Source organism: Frigoribacterium sp. CFBP 8754 (genome assembly GCF_014841815.1).
Lineage (GTDB): Bacteria > Actinomycetota > Actinomycetes > Actinomycetales > Microbacteriaceae > Frigoribacterium > Frigoribacterium endophyticum.
In genome coordinates this window covers 206,703-224,857 of sequence record NZ_JACYUO010000003.1, presented here as the reverse complement: position 1 = coordinate 224,857, position 18,155 = coordinate 206,703, and the positions used below count along the sequence as shown (strand labels likewise).

Sequence of the window (18,155 nt, the reverse complement as noted above, 5' to 3'; positions counted from 1 at the left end):
CCCCGGCACCCCGCCCCCGAGCACACTCCTCCACTCCGGAGTGGAGGACGCTCCCCAGGCACCCCACCCCGAGACCCCTTCCCAGGCACGCTCCTCCACTCCAGAGTGGAGGAGTCTCCCCAGAACTACCTCCGGGCGCGTCCCGGCACCGGCACCCGCCCCGGCACCGGCACCGGCACCGGCACCCGCGCCCGCGCCTACGACTCCAGCGTCTCGCGCGGCGACCGCCCGTAGTGCGCCACGTACGCCGCCGTGAAGCGCCCCGCGTTCGCGAAGCCCCAGCTCTGAGCGATCCCCGCCACGGTGTGCCCGCGCGTCGGGTCAGCGACCTGAAGGTCGTGGTGCGCCCCGCGCAGCCGCGCCGCCCGCAGCACCGCCATGGGCGTCGTGTCGAGGTGCCGGCGGAACGCCAGCTGCAGCCCCCGCGGCGTCAGCCGGGCCGCCTCGGCGATCTCGACGACGCCGATGTCGTCGTGGGCGTGCTCCTCGACGTAGGCGAGCGCGCGCCGCACCGTCGACGGCACGGGCCGGGCGCTCGACGCCTCGCTCGTGCCGACCGCCGTCGTCGGGAAGGTCGTCACGAACGCCGCCACCAGCGACCGGAACGCCTGCCCCCTGATCAACGGGCTCGCCATCGCCGCGTCGTTGCGCACGACGTCCTGGTAGAGGTGTCGCATGTGCCCTCGCCAGTACCGGCCGAGGGCCTCGCTCTGGGGCTCCATGCCGATCACGTGCAGGCCTGCGGGAGGCGCGGTGAGCGACAGCCCCACCAGCTCGGCCTCCACGGCGGCCCGGTCGAGCATGAGCTGGGCCAGGTGGACGTCGTCCCACTCGGTCCGCTTGTTCGTGGTGGTGGGGAACGCGAACGGCTTCAGCAGCTCCGCCCGGTGGTCGGCGTCGCCCGCCTGCACCCGGAAGCCCCCGCCGAGCAGACGGCAGATGCCGAAGAAGGGCAGCGGCTCGCTCTCGGCACGCAGCGTGCCGGTGTACCGCATCTCGCCGACGGCGAAGCGGTGCTCGCCCGACACCGCTCGGCGGTAGTAGAACTCGTGGGCGTCGCCCGGCACGAGCTCGCGCATGCGGAAGGTGCGCCGCATCGCCTCGTGGGCGACGTCGGGGTCGGTGGTCTCCAGGCCGCGGATGCGCGGATCGTCGAAGGGCGACGGCGTCACGGGCTGCGACGGGTACGGGGGCGACGGCATCGGTCACGCCTCTCGTCGAGGTGGGCGCCGGGCCGCTCGGGGTCAGGGAACGGCGTCGGAGCGTCGGGCTGATCCCCCGACGGCGTCAGCATAGTGCGACGCCTCCGGAGCTGCCCCCCCTTCGGCGGACGCCGATGTGCCCCGGAGGCGGGCCGCGGTGGGGAGGGACGAGCTGGGGAGGACGAGCCGGGGAGGGACGAGCCGGGGTGGAGACCTGAACCAACCCACACCCCGGCTCGTGCACCGACGCCGGGGGACCCGCCAGGGTCCCGACGCGGTGCTCACCACGGCCAGCCCGAACCGCCGTGGTGTGCATTCTTCGGAGCACCGCTCGGAACGGTTTGGAGAATGTCTCAGAATTTTTCCGGCGCCCTCCCCAGGGCTCCGGGAGGCGGGGCTGTCCCCCGCCCCGCGCCTCCCGCAGCCCTGCCGCCGACGCACGGCGTAGCGTCGCGGCCATGGACTACAGGACCCTCGGGAACAGCGGTGCCTCCGTGTCGGAGCTGACACTGGGCACCATGACGTTCGGCGCAGAAGCCGACGAGACCACCTCTCACCAGATCCTCGACGCGTTCGTCGCGGGCGGCGGCACGCTCGTCGACACGGCCGACGTGTACAGCGCGGGGGTCTCCGAAGAGATCATCGGGCGCTGGCTCGCCGCGCGCCCCACCGACGCGGCGCAGGTCGTGCTGGCGACGAAGGGGCGCTTCCCCATGGGCGACGGCCCGAACGACGTCGGGCTCTCGCGGCGGCACCTCGCCCGTGCCCTCGACGACTCGCTCCGGCGTCTCGGCACCGAGCACGTCGACCTCTACCAGATGCACGCGTGGGACGCGCTGACGCCGATCGACGAGACCCTGCGGTTCCTCGACGACGCGATCAGCGCGGGCAAGATCGGCTACTACGGCTTCTCGAACTACCTCGGCTGGCAGGTCACGAAGGCCGTGGGCCGCGCCGACGCCCTCGGCTTCGCGCCGCCCGTCACGCTGCAGCCGCAGTACAACCTGCTCGTGCGCGACATCGAGCACGAGGTCGTGCCGGCCTCGCTCGACGCCGGCATCGGCCTGCTGCCCTGGTCGCCGTTGGCCGGCGGCTGGCTGAGCGGCAAGTACCGGCGCGACCAGGCGCCCACCGGCTCGACCCGACTCGGTGAGGACCCGACGCGGGGCATGGAGGCGTGGGAGGCGCGCAACGCGGACGAGCGCACCTGGACGGTCATCGACGCGGTCACCGCGATCGCCGACGCCCACGGCGCCTCGGCCTCGCAGGTCGCGCTCGCGTGGCTGCTGGCGCAGCCGGCCGTGACCTCGGTGATCCTCGGCGCCCGGACGGTCGAGCAGCTCGACGACAACCTCGGTGCGTCGGGCCTCGTGCTCACCGCCGACGAGCTCACGCGCCTCGGCGACGCGAGCGCCCCGCGCATCGACGACTACCCCTACGGCACCGCCGGGGTCGCCCAGCGCGGCCGCCGCATCGACGGCGGTCGCTGACCCCCGGGCTCAGCCCGGCACCGCACGGTGCGACCGTGGGAGGCGCGGTGTCGGTCAGACCGGCACCGCAACGTCCGCATGCCCGTGAACGACGGTCGTCGCCCCGTACTGCTCTCGTGAACCCGTCACCTGACGAGGGAGCCGGTCGGCACCAGTCGCTCGTCATCGGCGTGCCAGCACGACGATCATCACGATGAAGAAGGGGACCATCCCGAGGAAGGTCATCGCGGGCCAGGATCCGCCAGGAGCGCGCCGGTCTGCCCAGCGGAGCAACCAGATGGCGACCGTGACCGGCAAGAACCCGAGGGGGACTCCTGCGATGACCAGGACGGTCGCCGCCAGCACGAGGACGAGAGCTGTCAGAGACGGCACCACGGCTGTCCGTGACGCACTCGCAGACCCCCCGGCCTGATCGGGCCTCCGATGAGGAGGGTGACCGACATCTCCTGACATGTGACGCTCCTCTCGGGAGCCCGGAACGAGGAGTCCCCCGCACGGCCGCCCCCTCATCAGCTGACGGTGCCCCAGACCGCCGGCCTTCGGCTGTCGGGGAGGAGCCCTGAGGGTGCGACCTCACGCGGCTCGAGCGTGATGCGAGCCGACAGCTCGCGTCACGCTCACACTCTCTTCCCCCCGTCGACCGGTGTCAAGGATGTCACTGTGAAATTCTTGATATCCGTTAGATGAGGGCAGAACGAGGCGGATGGCGCTGGGCAGGAAGACGAGCAGACCTCTGCCTGCCCGGGCCGGCTTCCGCCTCGCGAGCTCGACCGAGTGGTCACGATCTGCTGCTCCCGGCGCGAGGGAAGAGCAGATCGTGACCACTCGGCGCGTCAGCGGTGCAGGTCGGCCGTCGCGCCGACGCGGCCGTGGCGCACCCGGACGGCGACGGTCACGACCAGCACGACGACCGCGGCGACCACTGCCGTGACCCCGGCGGCGGTGTCGAGCGGCTGGCCGGTGAAGCGTCCGACGGCGACCCACGAGAGGCCCCAGACCAGCGAGAGCATGGGCGCGATGCGGCCACGACCGGCGAGCGCGACGGCCACGCCCGACAGGCCGGCGACGGCGAGCACGACCGTCGACCAGACGCTGCTCGGGGCACCGAGGCCGTCGAAGCCGGACTCGACCAGCGCAGCCGCGATGTTGGCGGCGGTCGCGACCGAGACCCAGCCGAGGTAGAGGCCCATCGTGCCGTCGGTGACGAGCGCGTCGACCCAGCCGTGGGTCGGCGTGCGGAAGAGGGTGACGAAGATCCGCACCAGCACGGCCAGCAGGGCGACGATCACGACGACGCTGAGCCACACGTTCCCGAGCTGCACGGCCGCGAAGAGCCAGGCCGCGTTGAGCAGCATGGAGGCGGCGACCCAGTACCCGAGGCGACGGTGGCGGTCGACGCTGCGCTGGCCGGGCAGCGCCTGGTAGACGGCGTAGGCGACGAGGCCGAGGTAGATGACCGACCAGATCGAGAAGGCGGTGGTCGCGGGGGCGATCGGGGTGGCGTCGGCGCTGAGCGCCCCGCCGGAGGCTCCGGAGACGGAGGTGCCGCCGAAGGCGCCCGACCCCACCGCGGCGAGGACGACGGCCAGCACGGCCGCGACCACCACCACGACCTGACGGACGACGTCGCTCGGCTGGGGAGGGTGCGGTTCGGCTCGCGTGGCTGTGCTCATGTCGGCGACGGTACGCCGCCGAGATCTCTTAGCTGCTGAATCATCAGGCGCTTCCCAGCCTCGACGACCGGGCCCCGAGGAGTCGCGGGGCAGCCCCCAGCCCCCAGCGAGCCGCGCTGGCCCGAGTCCGGCACGCCCTGCCCGCGACTGTCGGTCAGTTGCCAATTTGAGGGCTTGAGAGGGCTCCGGAGGCCCGCATAACGGCAACTGACCGACGCGGGTCGTGGCCAGCACGGGCCCAGACGCCGCACCGCGCTCAGGCGGCGGGCCGCCAGCGCCGCAGCAGCTGCGCGTTCAGCGCCACGATCACCGTCGACAGGCTCATCAGCACCGCCCCCGCCGCGGGTGACAGCACGAAGCCGACCGGCGCCAGCACGCCCGCCGCGAGCGGCACCGACAGCACGTTGTAGCCCGCTCCCCAGACGAGGTTCTGGATCATCTTGCGGTACCCCACCCGCGACAGCGAGATCACCGACAGCACCGCCCGCGGGTCGTTCGACGCGAGCACGACGCCCGCCGACTCCACCGCCACGTCGGTGCCCGCGCCGATCGCGATCCCGACGTCGGCCCGGGCCAGCGCGGGAGCGTCGTTGACGCCGTCGCCGACCATCGCGACCCGCTGGCCGCGCTGCTGCAGCTCGGCGACGCGCGCGTCCTTCTCGTCCGGGCGCACCTCGGCGAACACCTCGTCGATGCCCAGCTCGCGCCCGACCGCGTCGGCCACCTGCTGCGCGTCGCCGGTCACCATCGCGACCCGCACGCCCGCGTCGTGCAGCCGTCGCACGGCCTCCGCCGACTCCGGCCGCACCTCGTCGCGCAGCGCGTACGCCGCCTCCACCGCTCCGGCACGCACGAGGTAGAGCACCGCGGCACCGTCGGCCCGCCACGGCCCGGTCGCCGTCGCCAGGTCGGCGGGCACCTCGAGGCCCTGGTCGCGGAGCAGGCCGGGGCCCCCGACGCTCACCTCGACCCCGTCGACGCGGGCCGTGACGCCGCTGCCCGTGAGCGACCGGAACGACTCGACCCGCGACTCCGGCGCCCCGCCCTGCCCCGCAGCGGCGTCGGCACCGTCACCAGCTGCACCGGCACCAGCCGCGGCGTGGGCCGCGCGCACCAGCGCCCGGGCGACCGGGTGCTCGCTGTCGCGCTCGACCGCCGCCGCGAGGCGGACGGCCGCGTCGTCGTCGACGAGGTCGGACGAGGAGGCGCGGGCCACGTCCGTCACCGCGGGCTCGCCCTTCGTGAGGGTGCCCGTCTTGTCGAACAGGACGGTGTCGACGGTGCGCATGCGCTCGAGGGCCAGGCGGTCCTTGACCAGCACGCCGGCCTTCGCGGCGCGCTCGGTCGAGATCGCGATCACCAGGGGGATGGCCAGTCCGAGGGCGTGCGGGCAGGCGATGACGAGCACGGTCACCGTGCGCGTGATCGCCTGGTCGAGGTCGCCGAGCAGCAGCCAGACGACGAACGTGACGACGCCCGCCCCCGCGGCGAACCAGAAGAGCAGCGCGGCGGCGCGGTCGGCGAGCGCCTGCGCCCGCGACGACGACGACTGCGCCTCGGCGACCAGCCGCTGGATGCCCGCGAGCGCCGTGTCGTCGCCGACCGCCGTGACGCGGACCCGCAACGTGCCGTCGGTCGCGACGGTGCCCGCCACGACGCGGTCGCCCTCGGAGCGCGAGACGGTGCGGCTCTCGCCGGTGATCATCGACTCGTCCATCTCGGCGGAGCCGTCGACGATCGTGCCGTCGGCCGGCACGCGCGCGCCCGAGCGGACGAGCACGACGTCGCCGGCCACGAGGTCGCCGATCGCCACCTCGGTCGTGCCGGAGCCCGAGCTGCCGGAGGCGGAGCTGCCGGAGTCGCGGGTCGAGCCGTCGGGGCCCGTCGCGTCGACGCGGTCGGCCGTGTCGGGCAGCAGGGCAGCGAGCGCGTCGAGGGCGCCGGAGGCGGCCCCGAGGGCGCGCATCTCGATCCAGTGGCCGAGCAGCATGATGACGACGAGGAGGGCGAGCTCCCACCAGAAGTCGAGGTCGAGGCCGCCGATGCCGAGCGTCGTCGCCCAGCTGGCGACGAAGGCGACGGTGATGGCCATCGCGATGAGCAGCATCATGCCGGGCTGCTTCGCCCGCGCCTCGGCGACGCCGCCGGAGAGGAACGGCCAGCCGCCCCAGACGAAGAGGAAGGTGCCGAGCACGGGCGAGATCCACTCGGCGCCGGGGAAGGACGGCACGTCGTAGCCGAGCAGGCCCGCGAACATCGAGCTGAAGGCCACGACCGGGATCGCGACGACGAGGCTCACCCAGAACTTGTCGCGGAACTGGGCGGCGTGGTCGCCGTGGCCGCCGTGGTGGCCGTGGCCGCCGTGCCCGCCGTGGCCCGCGTGTGCGTCGGGCCCAGCGTGCGCGTCGTGCCCAGCGTGCGCGTCGTGCCCGGCGTGCGCGTCGTGCGCGTCGTGCCCGTGGTGCCCCGCGTGCGAGTCGTGCCCGGAGTGGTCGTCCCCGACGCCGTGCGCCTCCTGCCCGTGCGCGGCCGTCGCGAGGTCCGAGTGGTCGCCGTGGTCGCCGTGGTCGCCGTGGTCGCCGTGCGCAGCGTCGTCGTGCCGAGGAGTCATGCTGCATACCCTAGGGGGGTATCCGTGTCGCCGTCCAGATCTCTCGACCCGCGACTCCTCGCGGTCATCTGCCGACGGTCACGGGGCGGCCGCCCGGCCGCCCGCGGGTCAGCCCCCGACGGGCGGCCCGACGATCAGCAGCACGACGAAGACCACGACCACCGCGGCCGCGAGCAGGACGACGGCCAGCACCAGGTGACCGAGGACCCAGCGGAGGAGGCGGTCGGCCGGCCTCCGGTCACGCGGGTCGTCGGTCGCGGTGCGGCGCCAGTCGCCGCGGAGGCCGCCGCGGCGGTCGATCCAGCGCTCGACGGGCAGGGAGGCGAACGGCACGACGGCGCTGGCGAGGGCCGCGGCCGTCACGCCGAGGCTCCAGCGCTGGTTGACCGCGACGACGACCCCGGCCACCAGGTACGCGAGGAAGACGAAGCCGTGGATCGGCCCGGCGACGCTGACCGGCCAGTCGCCGACCCGCGCGACGTACTTGAGCAGCATGCCGCCGATGAGCAGGGCCCAGGTGACGACCTCGGCGACGGCGAACGAACGGAAGAGGGTGCGAGGCGACACGGGGGCTCCAGGGGGTCGACGGGACTCCGCTCATGGTCGCAGGCCGCCGCTGGGCGGCTCCTCCCGTCGTGCACACCACGCACCCAGCAGGAGGCGCCCCTCCTGTTCCGAAGGATCCTCAGGAGGCGCGGCGTACCCTGGTCAGGTCAGCGACGACGACGAGGGGACTCCATGAGCGACCACGAGAAGCACGACACGACACGGCACGACGCCCCGCGCGACACCGCCCCGGGCCGCCTCCGCCTCACCTGGCCCACCTTCCGCGGCTCGCCCGTCGGCTGGGGCATCCTCGCCTTCCCGCTGCTGCTCGACCTCGTCCTGGTCGGCCGGCACCTCGGTCGCGGCGACCCGGTCACCCCGTTCGGCGTCGTCCTCACGATCGCCGTGCTCGTCGCCCTGGCGGTCGCGATCACCGGCCTGGTGCAGACGATCCGGCACCCGCGGCCCGGGCCGCCCGTGTGGCAGGGCGACGACCCGCGCTGAGGCTCGGCGCTCCCTGGGTGCCGGCCCGCGCCTCCTTGCTTGGCTGGGGGGCATGACTACTCTCGCGATCATCGGTGCCGGAAAGGGGCTCGGCGCTGCCGTGGCCCGTCGATTCGGGCGGGAGGGGTTCAGCGTCGCGCTGATCTCCCGTCACCAGGGCCGGCTCGACGCCCTCGCGGCCGAGCTCGAGGCCGACGGCGTCACCGCGCAGGGCTTCGTCGCCGACGTGCGCGACCCCGCCTCCGTGGCCCGGGCGCTCGAGGCGGCGACCGAGGCGCTCGGGCCGATCCAGGTGCTGCAGTACAGCCCGCTGCCGCAGAAGGACTTCATGCGGCCCGTGCTCGAGACGACTCCGGCCGACCTCGTCGGGCCCGTCGAGTTCTCGATCTACGGGCCGGTCGCGGCCGTGCACCAGGTGCTGCCGGGCATGCGCTTCCTCGGGCGGGGGCCGGACGGCCACGGCAGCACGATCCTCTTCGTCAACGGCGGCTCGGCCGTCACGCCCGGGCGCACCGTCACCGGCACCTCGATCGCCTTCGCCGGCCAGGCCGCGTACGCGCAGCTGCTGCACGACGAGCTGGCGGACGAGGGCATCCAGGTGTCGCAGCTGATCATCGGCGGGGCCATCACGCCCGACGACCCGGAGAAGACGCCGGAGGCGCTGGCCGAGCGGCTCTGGGGGCTCCACACCCGGCGCGACACCTTCCGGGAGCAGGTCAGCGCCGACTGAGGCGTCGGAGCGGCGCCCGCGCGGCCGGCGAGTGGTCACGAACTGCTGCTCGCACGGGGCGGGACGAGCAGGTCGCGACCACTCGAGCCGGCGTCGCTCGGACGTCGACGCCGCGACGGCGGCGAGCCTGAGCCCGGCCGGTGAGTCCGCCCGGCACGGAGGCGGGCGGCGTAGCGTCACGCACAGCACCGGATCAGCACACGAGCGGCATCGTCGCGGAGACCCCCCTGTGGTCACCGAGGCGGTGCCGCGTGCTCGTGGCCCGAGCCGCACGCAGTGCGCACAGCGCCGCGCTGCGCCACTCCGCGCTGCGCCACCCCGTGCCGCGCCGCCCGCCCCGCGCCGCCCCGCTACGCCCCGCCGAACCGCTCCGTGCGCACCCGGGTCGGGTCGTGGCCGGCGTCGACGAGCCAGCCCGCGATCGTCTCGACGAAGCCGTTCGTGCCGCAGACGTAGACGAGCGGGTGCTGCTCGGCGGGCAGCGCCAGCTCGAGCAGTCGCTCGCGGGTGAGGCGCCCGGCGGGCCGGGCCGCTCCCTCCGGCGCTCCGCGCGTGAAGACCCAGTCGACCGTGAGGTCGGGCCCCGCGGCGGCGGCGAGCTCGTCGAGCTCCGGGGCGAACCACTGGTCGTCGGGCGTCCGCACCGAGCAGATCAGCCGCATCGGGGGCGCGTCGTCACGCTCCGACCGCGAGCGGATCATCGCGACCAGGGGCGCGACCCCTGACCCTCCGCCGATCAGCTGCACGGGCGACCGCGTCGGCGCCGGGGCCCCCGCGGGCTCGGGCAGCACGGCGTGCACGGCCGAGTCGGGGTCGAACTCCGTCGGCGGCCACACGAACCAGCCGCCGATCGGGCCGCGCACCTCGACCGGGTCGCCCGGCTCGGCGGCCTCGACCAGGTACGGCGAGACCTCGCCGTCGGGCAGCTGCTCGACCGAGATCTCGAGCTCGGCGGCGAGCGGGTCGCCGTGGGTGCCCCGCACGTCGGAGAGCGAGTACGACCTGACGGCCTGGTAACCGTCGTCGGCGGTCAGTCGGAGGTCGACGTGCTGACCGGCACGCGCCGCCCGCAGCCCCGGCACGGCGATGGTGATGGATCGGCCGGTGCCGCTCAGCGGGGTCGTCGACGCGACCGTGCCGGGCCGCCAGGCATAGGGGTCGGCACCGCTCACGCGTAGCGTTCTTCGCGCCAGGGGTCGCCGTGGCCGTGGTAGCCCATGCTCTCCCAGAAGCCGCGGCGGTCGGTCGGCATGGTCTGGACGCCCTGCAGCCACTTCGCGCTCTTCCAGAAGTAGAGCCCGGGCACGAAGAGCCGCGCCGGCCCGCCGTGCTCGGCGTGCAGGGGCTGGCCCTCGTAGGTGTCGACGACCCACGCCTTGCCGCCGAGCAGCTCGTCGAGCGGCAGGTTGGTGGTGTAGCCGCCGTAGCTCGTCGCCATCGCGTAGCCGTGGTCGGTCTCGAGGCCGTCGAAGAGGGTGTCGAGCGAGACGCCCGACCAGTGGGTGCCGAGCTTGCTCCAGCTCGTGACGCAGTGGATGTCGGTCTCGATCGCCTCGTGCGGCAGGGCCTGGAAGTCGGCCCAGGTGAGCGAGCGCTGGCCCTGCTCGGTGCCGACCTGCAGCTCCCACCGCTTGATGTTCGGGGTGGGGCCGGCCGAGAGCACGGGGAAGCCCTGCTCGAGGTGCTGCCCCGGGGGGAGGCGCGGGTCGGCCTCCCGACGTCGGCCGAAGCCGGTGAACCCTGCCATCGCGCGCCTCCTGCACCCTGGGGCGACGCCGTGCGGCGGCGTCGCGCGGGGCTCGTTCGCCCCGACCCGGCCCACAGTAGCGGGGCCCCCCGACGCCCGGCGAGACCACCAGCCTGGGACTGGCCTGGGAGGCGGTTGACCTGCAGGTGCACGGGGGTCGTACGGTGGTGGGAGACCCCCAGCGAAAGGACTCCCCCATGGCTGAGTACACCCTGCCCGACCTCCCCTACGACTACTCCGCTCTCGCGCCGCACATCAGCGCGCAGATCATGGAGCTGCACCACTCCAAGCACCACAACACGTACGTGACCGGGGCGAACACGGCCAACGCCGCCCTCGCCGAGGCGCGTGACAAGGGCGACCTCGCCAACGTCAACAAGCTCGAGAAGGACCTCGCGTTCAACCTCGGCGGCCACGTCAACCACTCGATCTTCTGGACGAACCTGACCCCCGAGACCAGCGAGCCCGTCGGCGACCTGCTCGAGGCCATCGGTCGTGACTTCGGCGACCTCGAGAAGTTCAAGGCGCACTTCACGGCCACCGCGCTCGGCGTGCAGGGCTCCGGCTGGTCGGTGCTCGCGTACGACGTCATCGGTCAGCGCCTCAGCGTCTTCCAGCTCTTCGACCAGCAGGGCAACGTGCCGTTCGGCCTCGTGCCGCTGCTGATGCTCGACGTCTGGGAGCACGCCTACTACCTCGACTACCAGAACGTCCGTGCCGACTACGTCAAGGCCTTCTGGAACATCGTGAACTGGGAGAACGTCGCGCAGCGCTACGCCGCCGCGACCACGAAGACGCAGGGCCTGCTGACCTTCTAGTCGCACCCGCTGCCTCACCAGGGCCGCGCCTCCCCCGTCACGACGGGCCGGAGGCGCGGCCCTGTCGCGTGCGGCCCCGTCGCGTCCGGCCTCGCTCGCCCCTGGGGACGACCACCCCTCGCCGTCCCTCCCCACCCCCCGGGCATGCGCCTCCGGGATGAACCTGACCCTCGGGAGGCGCGGTGCGGCCCGCCCCTCACCTAGCCTTCTGCACATGATCGACGTGAGGCGGTGGGGACGGCACGCGGTCGCCCCGGCCGCGGCGACCGTCTACTTCGTGTTCTGGGTGGCGGCCTCCTGGGGCCGCGGCGGCGTCGCCGACAACAGCGTCGTCTTCGGCCTGTTCGCCCTGGCCATCGGCCTGTCGTGGTGGATGCCGTCGACCGCCCTCGCCCTCGTCGTGGTCGTGCCCGTCCTGCAGCTGCTCGGCCTCGCCGAGGCCCCCGGGCAGGACACCTGGACGGCCTACGTCGCCGTCGCGCTCGTGATGGCCTTCGTCGCCGTCCGGCCCTCGCCGTGGCTGCGCCTCGCCGCGCTGCTGGTGGCGGGGGTGACGGCCGGGCTCGCCGCCTGGCTGCTCACCGTGCCGACGCTGACCCGGCCGCAGAGCTGGAGCACCTGGGTGGGCGCCGGCACCGCGGGCCTCCGCATCGAGTTCTCGCTGCTGATGGCCGCTCTCTTCGGCGTGTTCGCCGGGGCGTGGGCGATCGGGGTCGCGTTCGCGAGCATCCGCCGGGTGGTCGTCATCCGCGCGGCGCTCGAGGCCACCGAGACCCGCTTCGAGGCGGCCGACCTCGAGCTGCGGCTCGAGCAGGAGCGCGCCCGCATCTCGCGCGACGTGCACGACGCCCTCGCGCACTCGCTCGCCGTCGTCGTGTCGCAGGCCCAGGGGGCGATCGCGCTGCGGGCCACGCGCCCCGAGGCCGCCGACGCCTCGCTCGCCACGATCGCCGAGGTCGGCCGCACGGCGCTGCTCGACGTGCGCCGGCTGGTCGAGCGGATCACGCACGACGACGACGTGACCGCCCCGCGCCAGACCCTCGCCGACCTCGGGGTGCTCGCCGCGGCGATGCGCGAGGCCGGCATGGAGCTCGACGTCGTCGTCGAGGGGACGCCCGCCCTCGCCCCCTCGCAGGAGCTCGCCGTCTACCGCATCGTGCAGGAGAGCCTCACGAACGCCCTGAAGCACGCGGGCACGACGAGCACGGTCGCGGTCGTGCTCGACCACCGCGGCGAGGGGCTGTCGCTCTCCGTCCGCTCGCGCGGGCGGGGCTCCCCGCTCGTCGCCGCCCGGGAGGGCCGCGAGGGCGGCGCGGGCGTCCGCGGCATGACCGAGCGGGCACGGCTGGCGGGCGGCTGGCTGACGGCCGGCCCGGCCGACGACGGCGCCTCGTTCGAGGTGACCGCCTTCGTGCCGTCACGGGGTGAGCGGGCCGCGACCACCGCCTCCCCGGCGCCGACCTCCCCCGGGCCGCCGCCTCCCGACCCGGTCTTCCGCGACCTGGACTCCCGCGACCTGACCACGCCCGACCTGACCGAGAAGAGCACCCCATGATCCGCGTCGCCGTCGTCGACGACCAGCCGCTGTTCGCCAGCGGGCTCGAGATGCTCATCGAGGCGCAGCCCGACATGGCCTGCGTCGGCACCGCCGTCGACGGGCGGCAGGCGCTCGAGCTGGCGGCGCGCACGAGCCCCGACGTCGTGCTGATGGACCTGCGCATGCCGGTGATGAACGGCCTCGAGGCCACGGCCCGGCTGCTCGAGGGCGTCTCGCCCGACGAGCTGCCGCGGGTCGTCGCCCTGACGACGATCCAGCGCGACGAGGCCGTGTACGGGGCGCTCAAGGCCGGCGCGTACGCGTTCCTCACGAAGGACGCCACGCCCGACGAGGTGCTCGGCACCATCAGGGCCGCGTTCGCGGGCGAACCCGTCTCGACCGCCGACGCCGCGCTCGACGTCGTGCACCGGTACGCCGTGCCCGCCCCGACGCCGCCCGTCGACCCGCTGGCCCCGCTCTCGCCGCGCGAACGCGAGATGACGCTGCTCATCGCCCGCGGCCTGAGCAACACCGAGATCGCCGCCGAGGCCTTCCTCAGCGAGGCCACGGTGAAGAGCCACGTGCGCGCCGTACTGCAGAAGCTGGCCCTGCGCAGCCGCGTGCAGATCGTCGTGTTCGCCTACGAGAACGGCCTCGTCTCCGGAGCCGAGCGGAGGCGCGGGTGACGGAGCGCGACCGCGAGCAGGTCGCCAAGCGGGTCACCGCCGTCGCGGTCGCCCTCGTCGTGGCCGGGGTCGTCGTCGCGGGGCTGCCGTCGACCCGGCCCTGGGCCCTGCCGACGACCGCCACGCAGGACCGCTCTTCCTGGGCCATGCCGCTCGACCAGTACATCGGCGTCGGCGACATCCGCTTCGGCTACGCGCAGGAGCTGATGATCGAGAAGTGCCGTACCGACGAGGGCGGTGACGGCTCGCGGGTGCCCTGGCGAGACGTCGACGCGGCGACCACCGCGGCCGAACGCCAGCCGACGCGGGCCTTCGACCTCGACCAGGCCGAGGCTCGGGGCTACCACGTGCCGCCGACCGCCGACCCGGGCGAGGGGGCGTGGCGGGAGTTCGTCCTGAGGCCGGTCTCGGCCGCCGAGAGCGCCGCGAGGGACCGCTGCGTCGACAGGCTGTACTCGGAGCACCCCGAGCTGCTCTCCGGCTACCTCGGGACGGGCACCGGGACGGTCGGTGACATCGCCACCCGGCTCAGCGACGCCGCCTTCCGCGACGCCCGCGACGACGACGCCGTCCTCGCCACCGTCCCCGCGTGGCTCGAGTGCATGCAGCCCGTCGCGGACGCCTCCTGGGAGCTCCCGGACTCCCCGGCGGGCATGCCCACCGACGCCATGGCGGGCAACTTCCGGTCATACGACCCCGCGTCGCCGGTCACCGAGGCCGAGCTCGACGTCGCCACCGCCGACGCCGCCTGCCGCGAGTCGTCGGGGTACCTCGACGCCCTCTACGACGCCGAGTGGGAGCACCAGCTCACCGTGCCCCACGACTACGGCGAGCGCCTCTCGCAGGTCGACACGGGAGCGGTCGCCGCGGCGAAGCGCACGGTCGACGCCGCGCTGGCCCGGCTGACGCCGCCGGCTCCCTGAGCTGTCGGCCCGCGCCTCCCGCAGGCCGCGCCGTCCGCACCAGGCGCCTCCCGCAGCCTCCGCTCCCCGCGCCTCCCGCCCTGCCCCTGCCCCCCGGCCGGGGGCCTGTCGAAACCGTCCCGCGGGTATGTAACCTGGGGTACAGAGGGACCACGGCGCCGGGGGGCGCCTAGGGGGCCGAGGGGAGGTCCGTGGGCCTGACCAGCGCGACGAGCGACGTGGTCAGGCCCTCGGACCCGGGGGCCGCCATCCACGGCAGCAGCACCGAGAGCAGCTGCGCGAGCCGCTCGAACACGTCGGCCCGCCCGGTCGTCGCCCCGGAGAGGGTCTGCACGCCCGTGTAGGCCCCGACGAGCAGGTGCGTCGCGGCGTCGACGTCGAGGTCGGCGCGGAAGGCGCCCTCGTCGACCGCTCCGCGGATGAGCCGGCCCATCTGGTCGAGCCAGTCGAGGTACGGCGGCGCGACGGTGAGCGCGCGGTCGGGCACCTCGGTGGTGAGGCGGATGCCCGCCGTGATCGTCACCTCGCGGGTCAGCTGGGTCGCGAGCGACGCGCACGACAGCACGATCGCCTCCGCGCACGAGCGGGCCTCGGCCGAGACCCGGTCGGCGTAGGCCCGCGCCAGGCGGTGCTGCTCGGCGATGACCGCGTCGGCCAGCGCGGCCTTCGACGGGAAGTGGAAGTACAGCGCGCCCTTGGTCACGCCCGCCGTGTCGGCGACGACGTCGAGCGACGTCGAGCCGTAGCCCCGCTCGTCGAAGACCTCGGCGGCGGCGTGGAGGATCGCCGCGCGCGTCGCTCGGGCACGCTCTTGCTGGGGCACGGAGAGACACAGTACCGGCGGGCCCCGGGGTGTGACGCCCGCCCCGGTCAGGCCGCGGGCGTCTCCGGCAGGGCAGGAGTCGCGGGTCGGCCCCGGCGCGGAGCCCGGCTGGCGTACAGCACGCCCCCCACGACGGCCACGCCCGCGACCACCTCCACCGCGTCGGGCACCTCGTCGAAGGCCGCCCACGACGCGAGCACCCCGACCACGGGCACGAGCATCGAGAACGGCGCGACCGTGCTCGACGGGTACGCGGCGAGCAGGCGGGTCCAGAGGCCGTAGCCGAGCACCGTCGCGACCAGCACGACGTACAGCAGGCCGACGACGCTCGGCAGGGCGTCGAGGGTGCCGACGGTCGCCAGGCTGCGGCCGATGCGCCCGGGCCCCTCGACGGCGAGCGAGAGGGCGAGCATCGGGATGGGCGGCACGACCGACATCCAGAGCGTGAGCCGCAGCGGGTCGGGGGCGGCCGCCCGCCGCACCGCCACGTTGCCGAGGCCCCAGCCGAGCGCGCCGCAGAGCACGAGCACGACGGGCAGCAGCGCCGCCACCTGGGCCCGGTGCACCGCGATCACGGCGAGGGCGAGCACCGCGACGCCGATGCCGATCGCCTGGCGCCGGGTGATGCGCTCGCGCAGCCAGAACGCCGCGATCACGACGGTCGCCGGGGCCGACGCCTGGAGCACGAGCGACGCGAGGCCGGAGGGCATGCCCGCCGCCATGCCGAGGTAGAGGAAGCCGAACTGGAGGATCCCCAGCCCGAGGCCGACGAGCAGCAGGCTGCGCCACGGGATGGGCGGGCGCGGCACGAACAGCAGCGTCGGCACGGCCAGCAGCGAGAAGCGCAGCGCGACGAGGAAGATCGGCGGGAAGTGCTCGAGCGCCAGCGCCGTCATCGGGAAGTTCACGCCCCAGCAGACCGCGACCACGAGGGCGAGGAGGCGGTCGCGGGGCGTCATCCGGCCAGCCTGGCCGAGCGGGGGGCGGCGGCACCAGCCGACGCGCTGGTCGTCCGGCCGAGCAGGCCACCGGTCGGCGGGCGGCCCTGCCCCGGCGGTGCCGCGAGCGGTGCCGGGGGCTCGCACCGCGCCTCCCGCAGGCCCCTGCCGACCGCGCCGGCGAGCCCGGCCCGGGCCCGGGGGACGCCCGCGGTCCCCCGTTCGGCTGCCTGTGCCGGAGGCCCCCGCCGTGCTGTCATGGGGGACCACCAGCGTCGGGCCGTCGACGAGCGTGCCCGGGAACAGGCTCCGATGTCGACCACTCCCCGCGCCGCCCTCGGCCCCCGCGCCGCCCGGGCCGCCCTCGGCGCGGTCGTCGCCGCCGCGCTGCTCGCCCTCGTCGGCTGCACGTCGTCCGCCGACCGCGGCGAGGGCGACGGCGACGCCGACCGCGACTCCGCCTCGGCCACGCCGACCGCCGCACCCGACCGCGTGACGCGCGAGACGATGCGCACCGCCCCGACCGACCTCGTCTTCCCCGGCGGGCTCGCCGTCGAGCCGGGCTCGCTCGCCTCGCGGGCGCAGGCCGAGCTCGACGCGGCAGGCCAGCCGGGCCAGGCCGACGCGGCGGGCGTGATCGCCGCGCAGCCCGTGGCGATGTGGATCGGCGACGGCTACGACGACGAGCAGCTGGTCAAGGTGGTCACCGACTTCCTCGACGCGGCCGACGCCCAGGGCGCGACGGCGGTCTTCGTCACGTACGCCATCCCCGACCGCGACTGCGGCAACTACTCGGCGGGCGGGCTCACGGTCGACGAGTACCCGGCGTGGAACCGCACCATCGCCGAGACGATCCGCGGCCACGACGCCGTGGTGATCGTCGAGCCCGACTCGCTCGGCATCCTCAGCCGCTGCCCCGACCTCGTCGAGGAGAGGCTGCCGCTGCTGCGCCAGGCCGTCGAGGACTTCGCGGCGGCGGGCGTGCCCGCCTACCTCGACGGGGGCAACTCGAACTGGGTCGACGCGCAGACGATGTCGGAGCGCCTGCTCGCCGCCGGGGTCGAGGACGCCCGCGGCTTCTTCACGAACGTGTCGGGCTTCTACCGGGTCGACGAGGAGCGCGCCTACGCCGAGCGCCTCTCCGCACTCACCGGCGACAGCCACTTCGTGATCGACGTCTCGCGCAACGGCCGCGGCTGGCAGGGCACCTGGTGCAACCCCGACGGGGCGGCGCTCGGGCAGGACCCGCACGTCGCCGGGGGCAGCGGGGGGCTCGACGCCCTGCTCTGGGTCAAGACGCCCGGCATCAGCGACGGCACCTGCAACGGCGGGCCCGCGGCGGGCACCTGGTGGCCGTCGTTCGCGGAGGGCCTCGTCACCCGCCGCGTCGAGGACGAGGGCTCGCAGCAGTAGCCGCGGGGCCGGCCGGGACGTCGGGAGTCGCGGGCCGGGCCCGGCGCACCGGCGTCAGCGGCTGCGCAGCAGCTCCAGGAACTCGTCGGCCATGCCGAGCTGGCGCTCGAGGCGGGCTCGTCGCTCGACGGTCTGCTCGATGAAGGAGTCGAGGCGGGCGCGGACGGCGGCGACGTGCTCCGGGGAGCCCTCCGCGCCTCCCTCGGGGCCTGCCGCGGTCGCGGACTCGAGGTCGGCGACGACGCGCAGCAGCTCGGCCATCTCGTCGAGCGAGAAGCCGAGCGGCTTCATGCGACGGATCACCATGAGGCGCTGGAAGTCGGCCTCGGTGTAGAGCCGGAAGCCGCCCTCGGTGCGGCCGGTGGGGGCGAGCAGGCCGACCTCGTCGTAGTGGCGGATGGTGCGCAGCGACATCTCGGCGCGCTCTGCCAGCTCGCCGATCTGCATCATCGGCTGGTCGACGTCGCTCATGGGTGGCCCATCTCTACCCTCACGTGAGGGTAGGGTTGATCGT

General features: G+C 74.5%; 19 protein-coding genes. 9 read left to right on the top strand and 10 right to left on the bottom strand.

The features are described 5' to 3' along the window. Positions 1–105 precede the first annotated feature (105 nt). On the top strand, positions 106–234 hold the full coding sequence (locus IFT72_RS16410) for a hypothetical protein (protein WP_256414297.1): 129 nt from the start codon (positions 106–108) through the stop codon (positions 232–234). Here the strand turns inward: IFT72_RS16410 and IFT72_RS11500 are convergent. Next, positions 198–1,202 carry an AraC family transcriptional regulator gene (locus IFT72_RS11500; RefSeq protein WP_056058374.1) on the bottom strand — a complete coding sequence of 335 codons (1,005 nt, stop codon included), beginning with the start codon at positions 1,200–1,202 and terminating at the stop codon, positions 198–200. The two genes, IFT72_RS16410 and IFT72_RS11500, sit on opposite strands and share 37 nt — an antisense overlap. A gap of 458 nt (positions 1,203–1,660) precedes the next feature. Here IFT72_RS11500 and IFT72_RS11495 point away from each other — a divergent pair, with 458 nt between their 5' ends. Then, positions 1,661–2,692, top strand: a complete 1,032-nt coding sequence (locus tag IFT72_RS11495) for an aldo/keto reductase (protein ID WP_167261074.1) — start codon at positions 1,661–1,663, stop codon at positions 2,690–2,692. Between the two features lie 162 nt (positions 2,693–2,854). Here the strand turns inward: IFT72_RS11495 and IFT72_RS11490 are convergent, their stop codons facing one another. The 4 genes from IFT72_RS11490 to IFT72_RS11475 form a co-directional block, all read right to left on the bottom strand. Then, positions 2,855–3,064, bottom strand: a complete 210-nt coding sequence (locus tag IFT72_RS11490; RefSeq protein ID WP_206758287.1) for a hypothetical protein — start codon at positions 3,062–3,064, stop codon at positions 2,855–2,857. A 461-nt stretch (positions 3,065–3,525) separates the two neighbouring features. Further along, positions 3,526–4,365, bottom strand: coding sequence for a tryptophan-rich sensory protein (locus IFT72_RS11485; RefSeq protein ID WP_192046503.1), 840 nt, complete (start codon positions 4,363–4,365; stop codon positions 3,526–3,528). A 256-nt stretch (positions 4,366–4,621) separates the two neighbouring features. Further along, positions 4,622–6,976 (bottom strand): heavy metal translocating P-type ATPase, encoded by a 2,355-nt coding sequence (locus IFT72_RS11480; protein ID WP_192046502.1) that lies wholly within the window; start codon positions 6,974–6,976, stop codon positions 4,622–4,624. Between the two features lie 108 nt (positions 6,977–7,084). After that, positions 7,085–7,543, bottom strand: a complete 459-nt coding sequence (locus IFT72_RS11475; RefSeq protein ID WP_056058360.1) for a DUF3817 domain-containing protein — start codon at positions 7,541–7,543, stop codon at positions 7,085–7,087. A 171-nt stretch (positions 7,544–7,714) separates the two neighbouring features. Between IFT72_RS11475 and IFT72_RS11470 the strand changes: the two genes are divergently transcribed. Together IFT72_RS11470 and IFT72_RS11465 are read left to right on the top strand one after the other, a co-directional pair. Then, the gene (locus IFT72_RS11470; protein WP_192046501.1) at positions 7,715–8,026 is read left to right on the top strand and encodes a hypothetical protein; all 312 of its coding nucleotides are present in this window, start codon (positions 7,715–7,717) and stop codon (positions 8,024–8,026) included. A 52-nt stretch (positions 8,027–8,078) separates the two neighbouring features. Beyond that, a complete protein-coding gene (locus IFT72_RS11465) occupies positions 8,079–8,756 on the top strand; it encodes an SDR family NAD(P)-dependent oxidoreductase (protein ID WP_192046500.1) in 678 nt (225 codons plus the stop codon). Between the two features lie 350 nt (positions 8,757–9,106). Here IFT72_RS11465 and IFT72_RS11460 read toward each other — a convergent pair whose 3' ends face one another. Both IFT72_RS11460 and IFT72_RS11455 read right to left on the bottom strand, forming a co-directional pair. Further along, positions 9,107–9,928, bottom strand: coding sequence for an FAD-binding oxidoreductase (locus IFT72_RS11460; RefSeq protein ID WP_192046499.1), 822 nt, complete (start codon positions 9,926–9,928; stop codon positions 9,107–9,109). Then, positions 9,925–10,503 (bottom strand): molybdopterin-dependent oxidoreductase, encoded by a 579-nt coding sequence (locus tag IFT72_RS11455; RefSeq protein WP_192046498.1) that lies wholly within the window; start codon positions 10,501–10,503, stop codon positions 9,925–9,927. Before IFT72_RS11455 ends, IFT72_RS11460 begins: the two co-directional genes overlap by 4 nt. A 197-nt stretch (positions 10,504–10,700) precedes the next feature. Here IFT72_RS11455 and IFT72_RS11450 point away from each other — a divergent pair, with 197 nt between their 5' ends. The 4 genes from IFT72_RS11450 to IFT72_RS11435 all read left to right on the top strand — a co-directional run bounded on the left by IFT72_RS11450 (position 10,701) and on the right by IFT72_RS11435 (position 14,467). Continuing rightward, a complete protein-coding gene (locus IFT72_RS11450) occupies positions 10,701–11,321 on the top strand; it encodes a superoxide dismutase (RefSeq protein WP_056058344.1) in 621 nt (206 codons plus the stop codon). Positions 11,322–11,535: 214 nt separating this feature from the next. Next, positions 11,536–12,876: a sensor histidine kinase gene (locus IFT72_RS11445; RefSeq protein ID WP_192046497.1), complete on the top strand. Its 1,341-nt coding sequence runs from the start codon at positions 11,536–11,538 to the stop codon at positions 12,874–12,876. Then, positions 12,873–13,544, top strand: a complete 672-nt coding sequence (locus IFT72_RS11440) for a response regulator transcription factor (protein ID WP_167261061.1) — start codon at positions 12,873–12,875, stop codon at positions 13,542–13,544. Before IFT72_RS11445 ends, IFT72_RS11440 begins: the two co-directional genes overlap by 4 nt. Then, on the top strand, positions 13,541–14,467 hold the full coding sequence (locus tag IFT72_RS11435) for a hypothetical protein (protein WP_192046496.1): 927 nt from the start codon (positions 13,541–13,543) through the stop codon (positions 14,465–14,467). The genes IFT72_RS11440 and IFT72_RS11435 overlap by 4 nt, the downstream gene beginning before the upstream one ends. 169 nt (positions 14,468–14,636) lie before the next feature. On the opposite strand, the gene IFT72_RS11430 is transcribed toward IFT72_RS11435, so the two are convergent. Together IFT72_RS11430 and IFT72_RS11425 are read right to left on the bottom strand one after the other, a co-directional pair. Continuing rightward, the gene (locus tag IFT72_RS11430) at positions 14,637–15,290 is read right to left on the bottom strand and encodes a ScbR family autoregulator-binding transcription factor (RefSeq protein ID WP_056058331.1); all 654 of its coding nucleotides are present in this window, start codon (positions 15,288–15,290) and stop codon (positions 14,637–14,639) included. 47 nt (positions 15,291–15,337) lie between these two features. Continuing rightward, complete coding sequence (locus IFT72_RS11425; protein ID WP_192046495.1) at positions 15,338–16,249, bottom strand: EamA family transporter; 912 nt, start codon at positions 16,247–16,249, stop codon at positions 15,338–15,340. Between the two features lie 291 nt (positions 16,250–16,540). Between IFT72_RS11425 and IFT72_RS11420 the strand changes: the two genes are divergently transcribed. Further along, complete coding sequence (locus IFT72_RS11420) at positions 16,541–17,641, top strand: glycoside hydrolase family 6 protein (protein WP_192046494.1); 1,101 nt, start codon at positions 16,541–16,543, stop codon at positions 17,639–17,641. Between the two features lie 54 nt (positions 17,642–17,695). On the opposite strand, the gene IFT72_RS11415 is transcribed toward IFT72_RS11420, so the two are convergent. Next, on the bottom strand, positions 17,696–18,112 hold the full coding sequence (locus IFT72_RS11415; protein WP_167261051.1) for a MerR family transcriptional regulator: 417 nt from the start codon (positions 18,110–18,112) through the stop codon (positions 17,696–17,698). Positions 18,113–18,155 lie beyond the last annotated feature (43 nt).